The sequence below is a fragment of the Cellulomonas fimi genome, assembly GCF_028583725.1.
In the GTDB taxonomy this organism is placed as follows: Bacteria; Actinomycetota; Actinomycetes; order Actinomycetales; family Cellulomonadaceae; genus Cellulomonas; species Cellulomonas fimi_B.
In genome coordinates this window covers 2,792,362-2,807,699 of record NZ_CP110680.1, presented here as the reverse complement: position 1 = coordinate 2,807,699, position 15,338 = coordinate 2,792,362, and the positions used below count along the sequence as shown (strand labels likewise).

Sequence of the window (15,338 nt, the reverse complement as noted above, 5' to 3'; positions counted from 1 at the left end):
GCGCCCGTCACCCGGGACCTGCGGGCAACCTCCCGGCAACGCGACCGACCTACCCTGACGGCATGGCGACCACCGAGGCAGCACCCGGCCAGGACCTCCCCGCGGACCGGGAGGTGCTCGACTGGGCGCTCTTCGGCGTCGCGGTGCGCGAGCTCGCGCAGGCCGTCGTCGACTCGGGCTTCACGCCGGACCTCGTCGTCGCCGTCGCGCGCGGCGGGCTCCCGCCGGGCGGTGCGATCGCCTACGCGCTCGGCACCAAGTCGGTCGGCACGCTCAACGTCGAGTTCTACACGGGCGTCGACGAGCGGCTCGACGAGCCGCAGCTCCTGCCGCCGCTGCTCGACACCGCCGCGCTGCACGGCCTGACGGCGCTCGTCGTGGACGACGTCGCCGACACGGGGGAGACCCTCGCCCTCGTCCAGCGGCTCGTCGCCGGGCACTGCGCCGAGGCGCGCACCGCGGTGCTGTACGCGAAGTCCCGGTCGATCGTCGACCCGGACTACGTGTGGCGGCGCACCGACCGCTGGATCACGTTCCCGTGGTCGGCCGAGCCGCCGGTCCGGGCCGCCTCGGCGTGACCCGCGCGAACGGCCTGCGGCGTATGCCGGACGTCACGCTCCGCCGAGACCTTCCTCGCGCGCCTTCACGATCGCCGCGGACCGGTCCGGCACGGCGAGCTTGGTCAGCACGTTCGCCACGTGGTTCCGGACCGTCTTCGGGCTCAGGGACAGCCGCTTCGAGATGACCGCGTTGTCCAGCCCCGCGGCGACGAGGTCGAGCACCTCGCGCTCGCGGTCGGTGAGCTGCGGGAACGGCACGCGCGTCGCGGTCCGCCCGCCCAGCACGTACGCCATGGCCCGCTGCGCGACGGCGGGGGACAGGATCATCTCCCCGGCGGCGACCGCGCGGACCGCGCGTTCGACGGCGTCGGGCGGCGCCGACTTCACGAGGTAGCCGCGGGCGCCGGCGCGGACGGACGCGACGACCGCGTCGTCGTCCTCGTGCATCGTGACGACCAGCACGGCCAGCCCGGGTCGCGCGCGCAGCAGGTCGCGCGTGAGGTCGACGCCGGACCCGTCGCCGAGGTCGAGGTCCATCAGCACGACGTCCACCTCGACGGGGCCGGCGAACAGCGTGCGCGCCTCCGCGGCGGACGCGACCTGGCCGGCGATGCGGATGCCGGGCAGCGAGTCGAGCAGCGCGGCCATGCCGATCCGGAAGACGGGGTGGTCGTCGACGAGGACGACGCGGACGGTCACGCGAGCACCCCCTCGGCGCCGACGTCGGACGCGTCGGACGCGTCGGGCACGAGCGGCAGGACGGCCCGCACGCGCACGCCGCCGCCGTCGCGGTCGACCCACGCGACGGACCCCCCGAGCTCCGTGGCCCGCTCGCGCATGGACCGCGTCCCGACGCCGGACGTCCGGTCGGGCGGCATGCCGTGCCCGTCGTCGTCGCACGTCACCACGACCGTCGCACCGTGCACCGCGGCCGTCACCGTGCACGTCGCCGCGCCGCTGTGCCGGGACGCATTCGTGACGGCCTCGCTCACGATGCCGTACGCCGCGGCGGCGACCCGCGGGTCGAGCCCGTCGAGCGCGTCCGCGTCGACGTCGAGCGTCACGGTGAAGCCGTTCGCGGCCGTCCGTCGGGCGAGGTCGTCGAGCGCCGCGGCGAGCCCTTGCTCGTCGAGCACGGGCGGCAGCAGGCTGCGTGACAGGAGCCGCACGTCCTCGACGCGCTGCGTGACCTCGGCCTGGAGCGCGTCGAGGACCGCGGCGGCCGCGGCCGGGTCCCGGTCGAGCGTGTTCCGCGCGCCCTGCAGCCCGAGCCGCAGCCCGGTGAGCCACGGGCCGATCCCGTCGTGCAGCTCGCGCCGGATGAGCGTGCGCTCGGCGAGCCGCGCGCGCGTCGCGGCGTCGCGGGCGCGCACGAGGTCGGCGGTGCCCTGCGCGAGCGCGACCCCGGCGGCGACGACGGGCGCGAGGTGGTCGAGCGCGTCGGTCGAGCGCGCGTCGAGACGCTCACCCGGCCTGGCGGTGAGCGCGAGCGACCCGACCCGGCGCCCCCCGTGCTCCAGCGGCCGCTCGACCGGTGCGGACGTCGCGACTCCCCACGTCGCCTCCGCGTCGGGTCGGGTGCCGCGGACCGTCACGGACTCGAGCCGCAGCGCCTCGCCGAGCGCGCCGGCCAGCCCGCGCAGCAGGTCGTCGGCGTCCGACGCGACGGACAGCTGCCGGCCGACGCGCAGCGCGGCGCGGCCCGGGGTGGCCGCCTCGCCGTAGACGAGGACGCGCACGCGCCGGCCGAGCCAGCCGTGCACCGGCTGCACCGCCGCCGCGACGCCCGCCGCGGCGAGGACCTGCGCGACCGGGCTGCTGTCGACGAGCGCGCCGACGCCCATGAGCACGACCGCGTAGACGACGGCGAGTCCCACGGTCAGGAGCGCCGCGACGGCGGCACGGCTCACGGCGAGGTCGATGCCCCACAACCGGTTGCGGAGCACCGTGGTGAGCAGCGCGACGGGGAACAGCGCCTGGCACGCGAGGTGCAGCAGCGGCACCGCGAGCACGATCTCGAACGGCGTGTCGGCGAACGCGAGCGGCAGGAACGACAGGGCCATGAGCGCGACGCCCGCCGCGAGGAGACCGAGGCCGGGCCGCTCGGCGACCGGCCCGCGCACGCGCCGCCACCCCGTCGCCGCCGCGGTGACGGCGCCGACCACGACGGTCGCCACGACCGTGCCCGTGTTGTCCGTGCCGGGCAGCAGCAGCCGTTGCAGCGTGAACACCGCGGTGGTCGCGACGCCGAGCGCCAGGCCCGCGCGGGCCCACCACGACGGACGCGTCTCCCGGACGAGCCACGGCACGACGAGGAACAGTCCGAGCGTGCCGGGCACCCACGCCCAGCTGACGAACGACGCGACGAGCGGCAGCGGCGGCAGCGACGGGTGCGCCGCGTGGTACGCACCCCAGCCGCTGCCGAGCGTCGCGAGCGCGCCGCCGACGCCCGTGCCGACGACGAGCCAGCCGACGACGTGCGAGCGGCGCGCCACGATCACCGCGCCGACCGTCCCGTAGACGAGCCCGACCATGACGTCGACCGCGGTGAACAGCAGCTCGGGCGTCGCGGGCTCGCGCGCGGCGACGAGCAGCAGCACGCCCGTGAGCGTGAGCAGGTAGGTCACCAGCGCGAGCGCGACGGCGGTGCGGGGCCGGCCGCCGCGACGCGCGACCACGGCCGTCGTCATGGCGTCACCGTAGGGGCTGCCCCCGGGGGACGGGTACGACCCCGCCCGGGTGAACCGGACGGGGCCGTACGCGACGAGCTGTGCGGGCACGTGCGCGTCCGTGGCGGGGACGCGGCCGCTCAGCGCCGGTCGCCGAGCGCGAAGCCCAGCGCGACGACGAGCAGCCAGATCGGCCCGACGAACCCGGCGAGGTACTGCAGCGGCGAGATGCCGGTGAGGACGGTGAGCGCGCCGAGCACGACGGACACCCACCCGATCCACCTCGGGGCGGCCGCGTGCCGGAGCGACGCCATGCCCAGCGCGAGCGCGGAGAGGCCGGCACCGAGCCACAGCCACGGGATCGTGGCGACCCAGTCGGTGTAGAACGCACCGGACTCGGGCACGACCATCGACGTGTCCTGGAACGCGAACGTGAACTGCGTGTCGAGACCGCTGCCCAGCAGCATCGCGGCCGCGGTGAGCAGGAGCCCGGCGGCGGCGATCCCGCCGTGCAGCGACCCGGCGGGCGCCTGCTGGTCGAGGCGGCGCCGCAGCCCCGCGCCGAAGATCGGCAGCAGCACGACGGTCAGGGCCGCGAGCACGTGGAACACGAGGAACGTCGACTGCTTGGTCGCGGCGTCCTCGATCATCGCGAGCGGGTCGCCGGCGGTCTTCTCCCAGTCGACGCCCGCCGCCATCGACGCCTGGATCGCGCCGATCGCGAGGACGCCTGCGGCGACGCCGGTCCACGCCCACGCGCGGCTGGTCGCCGACCCGGTGCGGCGCGTCGGGGTGGCGGTCGGCTCGGCGGTGGTGCTGGTCATGCGGGTGCTCCTTCGTCTCGGCCGGCGAGGCGTGCCGGCGTCTGACGAGGAGGCTCGACGGGCGGTGCGCCCGGGCACCAGGGCGGGGAGCCCGAGTGCCCGGGCACGTCGCCCGGGACCCGTCAGAGGTGACGGGCCGCGTACTCGTGCAGCGCGTCGCGGACGAACGTCGCGCCCTGCTCGCCGCCGTAGTTCTTCGCGAACCGCGGGTCGGCGACGTACATGTCGGCGAGCCCGACGACGTACTCCCGGACGGGCGCGGTGCCGTGCCCGGGGGTGCCGGGGATGCCGCCGAGCCACGCGACGTGCCGCCGCGCGAGCTCCTGCGCCTCGTCGGACACCGGGTCGACGCCGGCCTCGGCGGCGGCGCCCCAGTCGCGGCCGAGCTGCGCGGCCTCCTCCTGGAACGCGCGCTTCTGCTGGTCGGACAGGCCACGCCACCAGGCGTCGCTCCGCGCGTACGCGTCCTTGCCCCAGCGCTCCTCGACCTCGTCCTTGTACTGCGTGTGGTCGAAGCCGTCGAACATCTCGTCGGCCATGATCGGTCCTCCTCCTTGTCGTGCGGTCAGGGTCCGCTCGACGGACGCGGCCTGCCGGGCGAGCCGCCGCTGCTCGTCGCGGAGCCAGGCGAGGTGTCGTCGCAGCGCGACGGTCTCGTCCTGCTCGCGGTCCAGCACCCGGCCGATGTCGGCGAGCCCGAGCCCGAGGTCGCGCAGGAGCAGGATCCGCTGGAGCCGGACGAGGGCGTCCTCGTCGTACCAGCGGTACCCGTTCTCGCCGACCCGGCTGGGCTCGAGCAGCCCGATCCGGTCGTAGTGCCGCAGCGTGCGGCTCGTGGTGCCCGTCAGCCGGGCGACCTCCTGGATCGAGGCCTCCACCGCGTCCTCCCGTGGCGTTCCCTGTGTGGTCCTGATCCACGGTAGGAGTTGACGCAGCGTCAAGGTCAAGCGCGCGGGGCGACCTCGTCGCGACGGGCCGGCGCCAGGCGCGCGAGCACCTCGTCGCGCAGCGCGCCCGGGGTTCCGACGACCGCGACCGCCCCGGCGGCCTCGAGCTCGCCCGGCGCCGCGTAACCCCACGTCACGCCGACGCACGCGACGCCGTGCTCGGCCGCGCCGTGCACGTCGTGCTCGCGGTCGCCCACCATGAGCGTCATCGCCGCCTCGGGCCGGTCGGCGAGCGACGCGAGCGCGCGGGCGATGACGTCGGCCTTCGTCGCGGACTCGTCGAGCGGCGCACCGAACACCCCGTCGACGAGGTCGGCGAGCCCGAGCCGGTCGCAGATCGGTCGCGCGAACACCTCGGGCTTGGCCGTCGCGACGACGAGCGTCAACCCGGCGGTGCGCAGGTCCCGGAGCACGTCGACGATGCCGTCGAACACGGTCGCGTCGTACATGCCGACGTCCGCGAAGGAGGTCCGGTAGGCGTGCACGACCTCGTCGACGCGATCCGCGGGCACGCCGTGCGCGCGCAGGCTGTCCCAGATGGGCGGGCCGACGAACGAGCGCAGCACGTCGTCGGGCGGGACGGGCAGATCGACCGTGCGGTAGGCGGCCCGGACCGACGCGGTGATGCCGGGGGCCGAGTCGAGCAGGGTGCCGTCGAGGTCGAGGAGGACGAGGGGCATGGGTCCGATCCTCTCCCGCGCGACGGAACGCCGCCGGGCCGTCCGTCCCGGGCCGTAGGGTGGCGGCCGTCGGCCTGCCGCGACGAAGGGACGGACATGACCAGCCAGGACGCACCCCGCGTGCGCGTGAACCAGGTCGGCTACCTCACGCACGGGCCGAAGGCCGCGACGCTCGTCACGGACGCGACCGAGCCCGTCGCCTGGCGCCTGCTCGACGCCGACGGCGCGGTCGCCGCGACGGGGGAGTCGGCGCCGCGCGGGCACGACGCGTCGGCCGGCCTGGACGTGCACGTCATCGCGTTCGACGAGGTCACCGCGCCGGGCACCGGATACGTGCTGAACGCCGACGACGCGACGAGCGACCCGTTCGCGATCGGCGCCGACCTCTACGACGACCTGCGCGTCGAGTCGCTCGTCGTGTTCTACGGCCAGCGCAGCGGCATCGCGATCGAGGAGGACCTGCTCGGCGACGGGTACGGGCGGGCCGCCGGGCACGTCGACGTCGAGCCGAACCGCGGCGACGGCGCGGTGCCGTGCCTGCCGGCCGGGCACGCGACGACGGCGGACGGCGTCGACCTCTACGAGGGCTGGACGGGCGACTACACGCTCGACGTCACGGGCGGCTGGTACGACGCGGGCGACCAGGGCAAGTACGTGGTGAACGGCGGCATCGCGGTCGCCCAGCTGCTCGGCCTGTACGAGCGCGCGCTGCGCACGGGCAGCGCCGACGCGCTCGGCGACGGCTCGCTGCGCATCCCCGAGCGCGGCAACGGCGTACCCGACCTGCTCGACGAGGCGCGCTGGGAGCTCGAGTGGATGCTCCGCATGGTCGTGCCCGACGGGCAGCCGCACGCGGGGCTCGCGCACCACAAGGTGTCCGACGAGCGCTGGGTGCCGCTGCCGACGCTGCCCGCCGACGACCCGCAGCCGCGCTTCCTGCACCGCCCGTCGACCGCGGCGACGCTCAACCTCGCGGCGGTCGCGGCGCAGGGGTCCCGCGTCTTCGCGCCGCACGACGCGGACCTCGCCGAGCGCCTGCTCGCCGCCGCCCGAGCCGCGTACGACGCCGCCGCGGAGCACCCGGTGCTGCTCGCGCCCGACACCAACACGCTCGAGAACGCGGGCTCGGGCCCGTACGACGACGTCGACGTCGACGACGACCGTCTCTGGGCCGCCGCGGAGCTCTACCTCACGACCGGCGAGGACCGGTACGCCGCCGACCTGCGCGCCAACCCCTACCGCCTCGGCGGCGAGAGGCCGGCCTTCCGACCCGAGGGGTTCGACTGGAACCACGTCGCCGCGTGGGCGCGTCTGCAGCTCGCGACCGTGGAGAGCGCGCTCCCGGAGCGGTCGCTCGTGCGCGCGTCGGTCGTTGACGCCGCCGACGCGCTGGTCGAGCAGCAGGCGACCCAGCCGTTCGGCCTCCCGTACGTCCCGACGAGCGGCCGCTACGACTGGGGCAGCAACGGGCTGATCCTCAACAACCTCGCGATCCTGGCCGCGGCGCACGAGATCACGCGCGACGACCGCTACCGCGACGCGGTCCTCGGCGGCGTCGACTACGTGCTGGGCCGCAACGCGATGGGCGTCTCGTACGTCACCGGCTTCGGGACGCGTGACGTGCGGAACCAGCACAGCCGCTGGTACGCGCACGCGCTCGACCCGGCCCTGCCGCACCCGCCGCGCGGGACCGTCTCCGGCGGCCCCAACTCCGACTGCCCCGACCCGGTGTCGGCGGAACTCGCGGGCAGTCCCGCGCAGCGCTGCTTCGTCGACGACGTGCACGCGTACGGCGTCAACGAGATGACGATCAACTGGAACTCGGCGCTGGCGTGGGTCGCGTCGTACCTCGCGGGGCTGGGCGACGGCCGCGGTCCGCGGGAGGTCGCTGCCGACGCGGCGGCCGCCACGCCCGCGACGCCCGAGTCGCCCGCGACGTCCGCGACCGACGGCGAGCGCGTCGACGCCGAGGGCTGAGTCGGCGTCGAGGCCGCACGACGCGACCGCCAACGGACGAATCCCGTCTCCTACAACGATGTACTTCTTTCCCACAACGTTGTAGATTTCGGATCCGGCGCTCGTCGCGGCATCGCCGCGTGCGCCCTGTCCTGCGTCCGACGTCGTACCAGGAGTACCGATGGCCCGTCGCCCCGTGCGCGCCGCCCTCACGGCCGCCGCCCTCACCCTCGCGCTCGGAGTCACGAGCGCCCCTGCCGCCGAGGCGCACCGCCGCCCGGCCGAACCGCCCCCGCCGACGTTCCAGGACGTCTCCGTGCACGACCCGTCGGTCGTCACCGCGGACGACGAGATCTGGGTGTTCGGCAGCCACCTCGCCGCGGCGAAGACCGACGACCTCCTGCACTGGGAGAAGGTCGCCGACGGCGCCAACGCCGACAACCCGCTCTTCGACGACGTCCGCGCCAACCTCGCGGAGACGTTCGCGTGGGCGCAGACCGACACCCTCTGGGCGGCCGACGTCATCCAGCTGCCCGACGGCCGGTACGCGATGTACTACAACGCCTGCAAGGGCGACTCGCCGCGCTCGGCCATGGGGATCGCCGTGAGCGACGACGTCGACGGTCCCTACGTCGACCAGGGGATCTTCCTGAAGTCGGGGATGTGGGACCAGCCGTCCGACGCCGTCGACGGCGCGATCTACGACGCCCGCGTGCACCCCAACACGGTCGACCCGGACGCGTTCATCGACGCCAAGGGCAACTGGTGGCTCGTGTACGGCTCGTACTCCGGCGGCATCTTCATCCTCGAGCTCGACCCGTCCACCGGGAAGCCGGTCCCGGGCCAGGGCTACGGGAAGCACCTCGTCGGCGGCAACCACAGCCGCATCGAGGGCCCGAGCGTCATGTACGACACGAAGACGCGGTACTACTACCTCTTCCTGTCGTTCGGCGGCCTCGACGCGAACGGCGCGTACAACGTGCGCGTCGCGCGCTCGAAGAGCCCCGACGGCCCGTACCTCGACGCCGCCGGCAACGACATGGCGCAGGTCAAGGCGGACCCGACCAAGCCGCTGTTCGACGACGCGTCGATCGAGCCGTTCGGCACCAAGATCCTCGGCAACCACCTGTTCGCGCGTGAGGTCGGCGACCCCGGCGAGGGACCCGGCACGGGCTACCTGTCGCCCGGCCACAACAGCTGGTACCGCGACCCCGAGACGGGTGAGACGTTCCTCGTGTTCCACTCCCGGTTCCCGGGCCAGGGCGAGCAGCACGAGGTCCGCGTGCACCAGATGTGGATGAACGCGCAAGGCTGGCCCGTCCTCGACCCGTGCCGGTACGCGGGCGGCGACGACCGGCGCGTCGAGCGCAAGGACGTCGCGGGGGAGTACGCGCTCGTCACGCACGACAAGGCCCTCACCGCCGACCAGCGCCGCGCGACGCCGATCACGCTGACGTCCAACGGCAAGGTCACCGGCTCGCTGACGGGCAAGTGGTCCCTCACGGGCAGGAACCAGGCCCGGATCGACGCGGGCGGCACCCGGTACGAGGGCGTCTTCACGCGCTCGTGGCAGCCGGACCAGGCCCGCTGGGTCGTGACGTTCAGTGTCGTGTCCCGCGACGGCGTGACGCTGTGGGGCAGCGCGGTCCCGTCGCTCACCGCGAAGCAGGCCGTCGACGCGGTCGTCGCCGACCTCGACCTCGGCGACACCTCGGGCGTCGTCGCGGACCTCACGCTGCCGACCACCGGCACGCACGGCACGACGATCACGTGGGCGTCGTCCGACCCGGCCGTCGTCTCGACGACCGGTGACGTGACCCGCCCCGAGGCGGGTGAGGGCGACGCGCACGTCAACCTCACCGCGACGGTCCGCAACGGCACGGTCCAGAAGACGGCGACGTTCGAGGTCACGGTCCTGCAGCGCGTGGCCGGTGGCGTCGTCGGCTCGTGGTCCTTCGAGGGCGACCTCACCGACGGCACCGGCACGCACGCGGCCGCCACGACGACCGGCCCGCGGATCGACCAGGCCGACGGGCAGGTCACGTACGTCGCCGACGGCGTGCGCGGCCAGGCCGCCCACCTCGACGGCACGTCGGGCGTGCGGCTGCCCGACGGCCTCGTGTCCGGCTCGACGTGGTCCGCGTCGATGTGGCTGCGCCCGCAGGTGCTCACGCCGTACACGACCGCGTTCTTCGCGGCACGCGACGCGAACAGCTGGGTGAGCGTCGTCCCGCGCGGCCACGACGGCGTCGGCGGCTCGACGATGGTCTGGTCGGGTGCGCAGTGGTACGACGCAGGCACGGGCACGCAGATCCCGGTCGGCGAGTGGAGCCACGTCGCGGTGACGGTCGACGGCGGCGACGTGGTCGTCTACGTCGACGGCGAGGCGCGCTACACGGGCACGGGCTTCCCCGACGTGCTCACGACGACGACCGGCACGTTCGCGCTCGGCGTCAACTGGTGGGACACGCCGTTCCAGGGCGACGTCGACGAGGTGTCCGTCTGGAGCTCCGCGCTCACCCCCACGGAGGTCGCCGCCCTCGCGACGCGCTGACCCCCGACCGCGGTCCGGTCGTCACGCCCTCCCGTGACGGCCGGGCCGTGGCCTGCGCGGACGCATTCGCGGTGGCGGACCTCCCGGGACGAGTCGGTAGACTCACGCCCACAGGCGTCGACCCGGCCATCACCGGCGAGCCTCCGGAAGAACAGGCTCCGACCCGCCCGCGAGGACGAGCCCCAGTAGAACCGGACGGGGCAGGCCCGTCACAGCCGCAGCAGAGAGGTCGACGACCCCGCGAGGGGGAGCCGGCAAGCGAGGTGGTACCGCGGTCGTCCCCGCACCCGGGGGTGGTCGTCCTCGCGGCCGTGAGCGAGATCGACCAGGAGACCCGACGGTGACCACCGCACCGCGCTACCCGCTGCACCGCCCCGACCAGCCCGTGCCCGCGTCGCCGGACCTGCCCGGGCTCGAGCGCGACGTCCTCGCGCACTGGGACGCCGACGGGACGTTCCAGGCGTCGATCGACCAGCGCGACGCGGGGCAGGACGGCAGCAACGAGTTCGTCTTCTACGACGGCCCGCCGTTCGCCAACGGCCTGCCGCACTACGGCCACCTCCTCACGGGCTACGCCAAGGACGTCGTCCCGCGCTTCCAGACCATGAAGGGCCGCCGCGTCGAGCGCCGGTTCGGCTGGGACACGCACGGCCTGCCCGCGGAGCTCGAGGCGCAGCGGCTCCTCGGCATCACCGAGAAGGCGCAGATCGACGAGCTCGGCATCGCGAAGTTCAACCACGCGTGCCGCGAGTCGGTGCTCAAGTACACGGGCGAGTGGCGCGACTACGTGACGCGCCAGGCGCGCTGGGTGGACTTCGACCACGACTACAAGACGCTCGACGTCACCTTCATGGAGTCGGTGATCTGGGCGTTCAAGCAGCTCCACGACAAGGGCCTCGCCTACGAGGGCTACCGCGTCCTGCCGTACTGCTGGGTCGACGAGACGCCGCTGTCGAACCACGAGCTGCGCATGGACGACGACGTGTACGCGTCGCGCCAGGACCCCGCGCTGACCGTCGGCCTCCGCCTGGACGGCGGCGAGCTGCTGCTCGTCTGGACGACGACGCCGTGGACGCTGCCGAGCAACCTCGCAGTCGCCGTGGGCGCCGACGTCGAGTACGTCGTCGTCGAGCCGGCCGGGGACTCCTCGTTCGCGCAGGCCCACCCGGGGGAGCGCGTCGTCCTGGCGTCGGCGCGCCTCGCGGCGTACCAGCGCGAGCTGGGCGAGGCGACCGTGGTCGCGACGCTCACGGGCGCCGACCTCGTCGGGCGCTCCTACACGCCGCCGTTCGACTACTTCGCGGGCCACGAGCACGCGCACCGGGTGCTCGCCGCGGACTTCGTCACGACCGAGGACGGCACGGGCGTCGTGCACCTCGCGCCCGCGTTCGGCGAGGACGACATGGTCGCGTGCGACGCGGCGGGCATCGCGCCCGTCGTGCCGGTCGACGCGCGCGGCCGGTTCACCGCCGAGGTCGGCGACTACGCCGGCCAGCAGGTGTTCGAGGCGAACAAGCCGATCATCGCCGACCTCAAGGCGGGCTCGGGTCCGCTCGCGCGCGTCGACGCCGCGCAGCGGTCCGTCGTCGTGCGCCACGAGACCTACGACCACTCCTACCCGCACTGCTGGCGCTGCCGGAACCCGCTGATCTACAAGGCCGTGTCCTCGTGGTTCGTGCGCGTGACCGAGTTCCGCGACCGCATGGTCGAGCTCAACCAGGAGATCACCTGGACGCCCGAGCACATCAAGGACGGCCAGTTCGGCAAGTGGCTGAGCAACGCGCGCGACTGGTCGATCAGCCGCAACCGCTACTGGGGCACGCCGATCCCCGTGTGGGTGTCCGACGACCCGCTGCACCCGCGTGTCGACGTCTACGGCTCGCTCGCCGAGCTCGAGGCGGACTTCGGCCGCCTGCCCGTGAACGAGGCGGGCGAGCCCGACCTGCACCGGCCGTTCATCGACGACCTCACGCGCCCGAACCCGGACGACCCGACGGGCCGTTCGACCATGCGCCGCATCCCCGACGTCCTCGACGTGTGGTTCGACTCGGGCGCGATGCCGTTCGCCCAGGTGCACTACCCGTTCGAGAACGCGGACTGGTTCGAGCACCACTACCCGGGCGACTTCATCGTCGAGTACATCGGGCAGACGCGCGGCTGGTTCTACACGCTGCACGTGCTGGCCACGGCGATCTTCGACCGCCCGGCGTTCCGGAACGTCATGTGCCACGGGATCGTGCTCGGCGACGACGGCCGCAAGGCGTCGAAGTCGCTGCGCAACTTCCCGGACCCCGTCGTCATGTGGGACAAGTACGGCTCGGACGCGGTGCGCTGGTCGCTCATGTCGAGCCCGATCCTGCGCGGCGGGAACCTCGTCGTCACGGAGGAGGGCATCCGCGACGGCGTGCGCCAGGTGCTGCTGCCGCTGTGGAGCACGTACTACTTCTTCACGCTGTACGCGGGTGCGGTGCGCGGCGGCGAGGGCCTCACGGCGAGGCGGGTCGACGAGGAGAGCGTCGCCGACCTCGCGACCATGGACCGGTACGTGCTCGCACGCACGCGCTGGCTCGTCGACGACGTCACGCGCCACCTCGACGCGTACGACATCGCGGAGGCGTGCGAGGCGGTCCGGGACCACCTCGACCTCGTGACCAACTGGTACGTGCGCACGCAGCGCGACCGGTTCTGGGACGAGGACCAGGCGGCGTTCGACACGCTGTGGACGGTGCTCGAGGTGCTCACGCGCCTCATGGCGCCGCTCGCGCCGCTCGTCACGGAGGAGATCTGGCGCGGCCTGACGGGCGGGCGCAGCGTGCACCTCACGGACTGGCCGACGGCCGCCGACGTCCCGGTGACCGACGCGGCCTCGGAGTACACGGAGGCCGAGCTCGTCGCCGCCATGGACCGCGTGCGCGAGGTCGTGTCCACGACGCACGCGCTGCGCAAGGCCCGGCAGATCCGCGTGCGCCAGCCGCTGCGCGGCCTGCGCGTCGTCGTGCCGCACCCCGAGTGGTTCGGCCCGTTCGTCGAGCTGATCGCGTCGGAGGTCAACGTCCGCGAGGTCGAGCTCCTCGGCCTGCACGACGCCGACGCCGCCGACCTCGGCGTGAGCGCCCAGCTCGCCGTGAACGCGCGCGCCGCCGGCCCGCGCCTGGGCCGCGCCGTGCAGACCGTCATCAAGGCCGCCAAGGCGGGTGCGTGGGAGCAGACGGCCGACGGCGTCGTCGTGCGCACCGACGACGGCGACGTCGCCCTGCAGGAGCACGAGTACACGGTGTCGACCGTCGTCGAGCAGCGGGACGGGGCCGACCTGGCCGCCGCGGTGCTGTCGACCGACGGGTTCGTCGTGCTCGACGTGGCCCTCGACGACGAGCTCCTGGCCGAGGGGTACGCGCGCGACGTCGTGCGGCAGGTGCAGGACGCCCGCAAGGCCGCCGGCCTCAACGTCGGCGACCGCATCCTGCTGACGCTCGACGTCCCGCGCGACCACGTGGCCGACGTCGAGACGCACCGCGACACGATCGCGCACGAGACGCTCGCGGTGAGCGTCACGGTCAACCCGTCCGCAGGCGACGCGGTCGAGGTCCACGTCGAGGCCGTCGAGGCGGGCGGGTACGAGGCATGAGCAAGGGATCCGAGCACCTGCGCGCCGAGCAGGAGCGCGCCGCGCGCGAGGCCGCCGACGAGGTCTACCGTGCGATCCTCGCGCGCGCGCCCGAGCACGACATCGACCCGACGCTGGACCGCGTGCGCGCGGTGTGCGAGCTGCTGGGCGACCCGCAGCGCGCGTACCGGACCATCCACCTCACGGGCACCAACGGCAAGACGTCGACGAGCCGCATGGTCGAGCGGCTGCTGCGCGAGCACGGCCTGCGCACGGGGCGGTTCACGAGCCCGCACCTCACGCGCGTGACCGAGCGCATCGCGATCGACGGCGAGCCGATCAGCGACGAGCGGTTCGTCGAGGTGTGGCAGGACGTCGCACCGTACGTGCACCTGGTCGACCAGCGGTCGGCGGAGAAGGGCGAGCCGCGCCTGTCGTTCTTCGAGGTGTTCACGGTCATGGCGTTCGCGGCCTTCGCGGACGCGCCCGTCGACGTCGCCGTCGTCGAGGTGGGCCTGGGCGGCCGGTGGGACTCGACGAACGTCGTCGACGGCGAGGTCGCGGTCATCACGCCGATCGCGATGGACCACGAGCGCTACCTCGGCGACACGCTCGTCGAGATCGCGTCCGAGAAGTCGGGCATCGTCAAGGACGGCGCGACGCTGGTCCTCGCCGAGCAGACCGAGGACGTCGAGGGCGTGGTGCTGGCCGCGGCGGCCGAGCACGGTGCGCGCGTCGTGCGCGAGGGCGTCGAGATCGCGGTCGTCGACCGGCAGGTCGCGGTCGGCGGGCAGATGCTCACGCTGCGCGGGCTCGGCGGCGTCTACTCCGAGGTGTTCCTGCCGCTGCACGGCGCGTTCCAGGCGCACAACGCGCTGCTCGCGCTCGTCGCCGTGGAGGCGTTTCTCACCGGTGGTGCGGCGCTCGACGGCGACGTCGTCGGGGCCGCGTTCGCCGACGTCACGTCGCCGGGCCGCCTCGAGGTCGTGCGGTCGAGCCCGACGGTCATCGTCGACGGCGCGCACAACCCTGCGGGAGTCGAGGCGCTCGTCGCGTCGCTGGAGGAGGCGTTCGCGTTCCAGCGTGTCGTGGGCGTCGTCGGCGTGATGGCGGACAAGGACCCCGAGGGGATCCTGTCGGTCCTCGAGCCGGTGCTCGCGGAGGTCGTCGTGACGCGGGCTCCGACAGCACGCGCGCTCGACCCGCAGGACCTCGCCGAGGTCGCGTACGACGTGTTCGGCGAGGACCGCGTGCACGTCGTCGAGCGGCTGGACGAGGCCGTCGACCTGGCGGCGTCGCTCGCGGAGAGCGAGGTCGAGCGGGGGGCCGCGGTGCTCGTCACCGGCTCGATCGTGCTCGTCGCGGAGGCCCGGATCCTCCTGGGCCGCCCCTGACGGCTCGTCGCACCCTGCGCTGCCACCCGTCCGGGGGACACCGCGCCCCCGGCTGCACGAACGTGCACCGGGGGCGCACGTCGTCGCCTTGACCGTTCCTTGGGGCGCGGAGAAGGTGGGGGTGGTCGGGACGACGAGGCCTCGACGCAC

10 protein-coding genes are annotated in these 15,338 nt (G+C 74.1%); 5 read left to right on the top strand and 5 right to left on the bottom strand.

The window, feature by feature from the left end; genetic code table 11:
* Window positions 1–62: 62 nt before the first annotated feature.
* The gene (locus OOT42_RS12675; protein ID WP_273651564.1) at window positions 63–578 is read left to right on the top strand and encodes a phosphoribosyltransferase; all 516 of its coding nucleotides are present in this window, start codon (window positions 63–65) and stop codon (window positions 576–578) included.
* 33 nt (window positions 579–611) lie between these two features.
* On the opposite strand, the gene OOT42_RS12670 is transcribed toward OOT42_RS12675, so the two are convergent.
* From OOT42_RS12670 to OOT42_RS12650, 5 genes are all read right to left on the bottom strand, one after another.
* Window positions 612–1,259, bottom strand: coding sequence for a response regulator (locus OOT42_RS12670; RefSeq protein ID WP_273651563.1), 648 nt, complete (start codon window positions 1,257–1,259; stop codon window positions 612–614).
* A complete protein-coding gene (locus tag OOT42_RS12665; RefSeq protein WP_273651562.1) occupies window positions 1,256–3,250 on the bottom strand; it encodes a sensor histidine kinase in 1,995 nt (664 codons plus the stop codon). The genes OOT42_RS12670 and OOT42_RS12665 overlap by 4 nt, the downstream gene beginning before the upstream one ends.
* 119 nt (window positions 3,251–3,369) lie before the next feature.
* Window positions 3,370–4,053: a hypothetical protein gene (locus OOT42_RS12660; protein ID WP_273651561.1), complete on the bottom strand. Its 684-nt coding sequence runs from the start codon at window positions 4,051–4,053 to the stop codon at window positions 3,370–3,372.
* Between the two features lie 122 nt (window positions 4,054–4,175).
* On the bottom strand, window positions 4,176–4,931 hold the full coding sequence (locus tag OOT42_RS12655) for a MerR family transcriptional regulator (protein ID WP_273651560.1): 756 nt from the start codon (window positions 4,929–4,931) through the stop codon (window positions 4,176–4,178).
* A 65-nt stretch (window positions 4,932–4,996) separates the two neighbouring features.
* Window positions 4,997–5,680: an HAD hydrolase-like protein gene (locus OOT42_RS12650; protein ID WP_273651559.1), complete on the bottom strand. Its 684-nt coding sequence runs from the start codon at window positions 5,678–5,680 to the stop codon at window positions 4,997–4,999.
* 96 nt (window positions 5,681–5,776) lie between these two features.
* Here OOT42_RS12650 and OOT42_RS12645 point away from each other — a divergent pair, with 96 nt between their 5' ends.
* The 4 genes from OOT42_RS12645 (at window position 5,777) to OOT42_RS12630 (ending at window position 15,188) form a co-directional block, all read left to right on the top strand.
* Entirely contained in the window at window positions 5,777–7,657 is a 1,881-nt protein-coding gene (locus OOT42_RS12645; RefSeq protein WP_273651558.1) for a glycoside hydrolase family 9 protein, read from the top strand.
* Window positions 7,658–7,817: 160 nt separating this feature from the next.
* Window positions 7,818–10,190: a LamG-like jellyroll fold domain-containing protein gene (locus OOT42_RS12640; protein ID WP_273651557.1), complete on the top strand. Its 2,373-nt coding sequence runs from the start codon at window positions 7,818–7,820 to the stop codon at window positions 10,188–10,190.
* Window positions 10,191–10,530: 340 nt separating this feature from the next.
* Entirely contained in the window at window positions 10,531–13,815 is a 3,285-nt protein-coding gene (gene ileS, locus OOT42_RS12635; RefSeq protein WP_273651556.1) for an isoleucine--tRNA ligase, read from the top strand.
* A complete protein-coding gene (locus OOT42_RS12630; protein WP_273651555.1) occupies window positions 13,812–15,188 on the top strand; it encodes a bifunctional folylpolyglutamate synthase/dihydrofolate synthase in 1,377 nt (458 codons plus the stop codon). The genes ileS and OOT42_RS12630 overlap by 4 nt, the downstream gene beginning before the upstream one ends.
* Window positions 15,189–15,338: the final 150 nt, after the last annotated feature.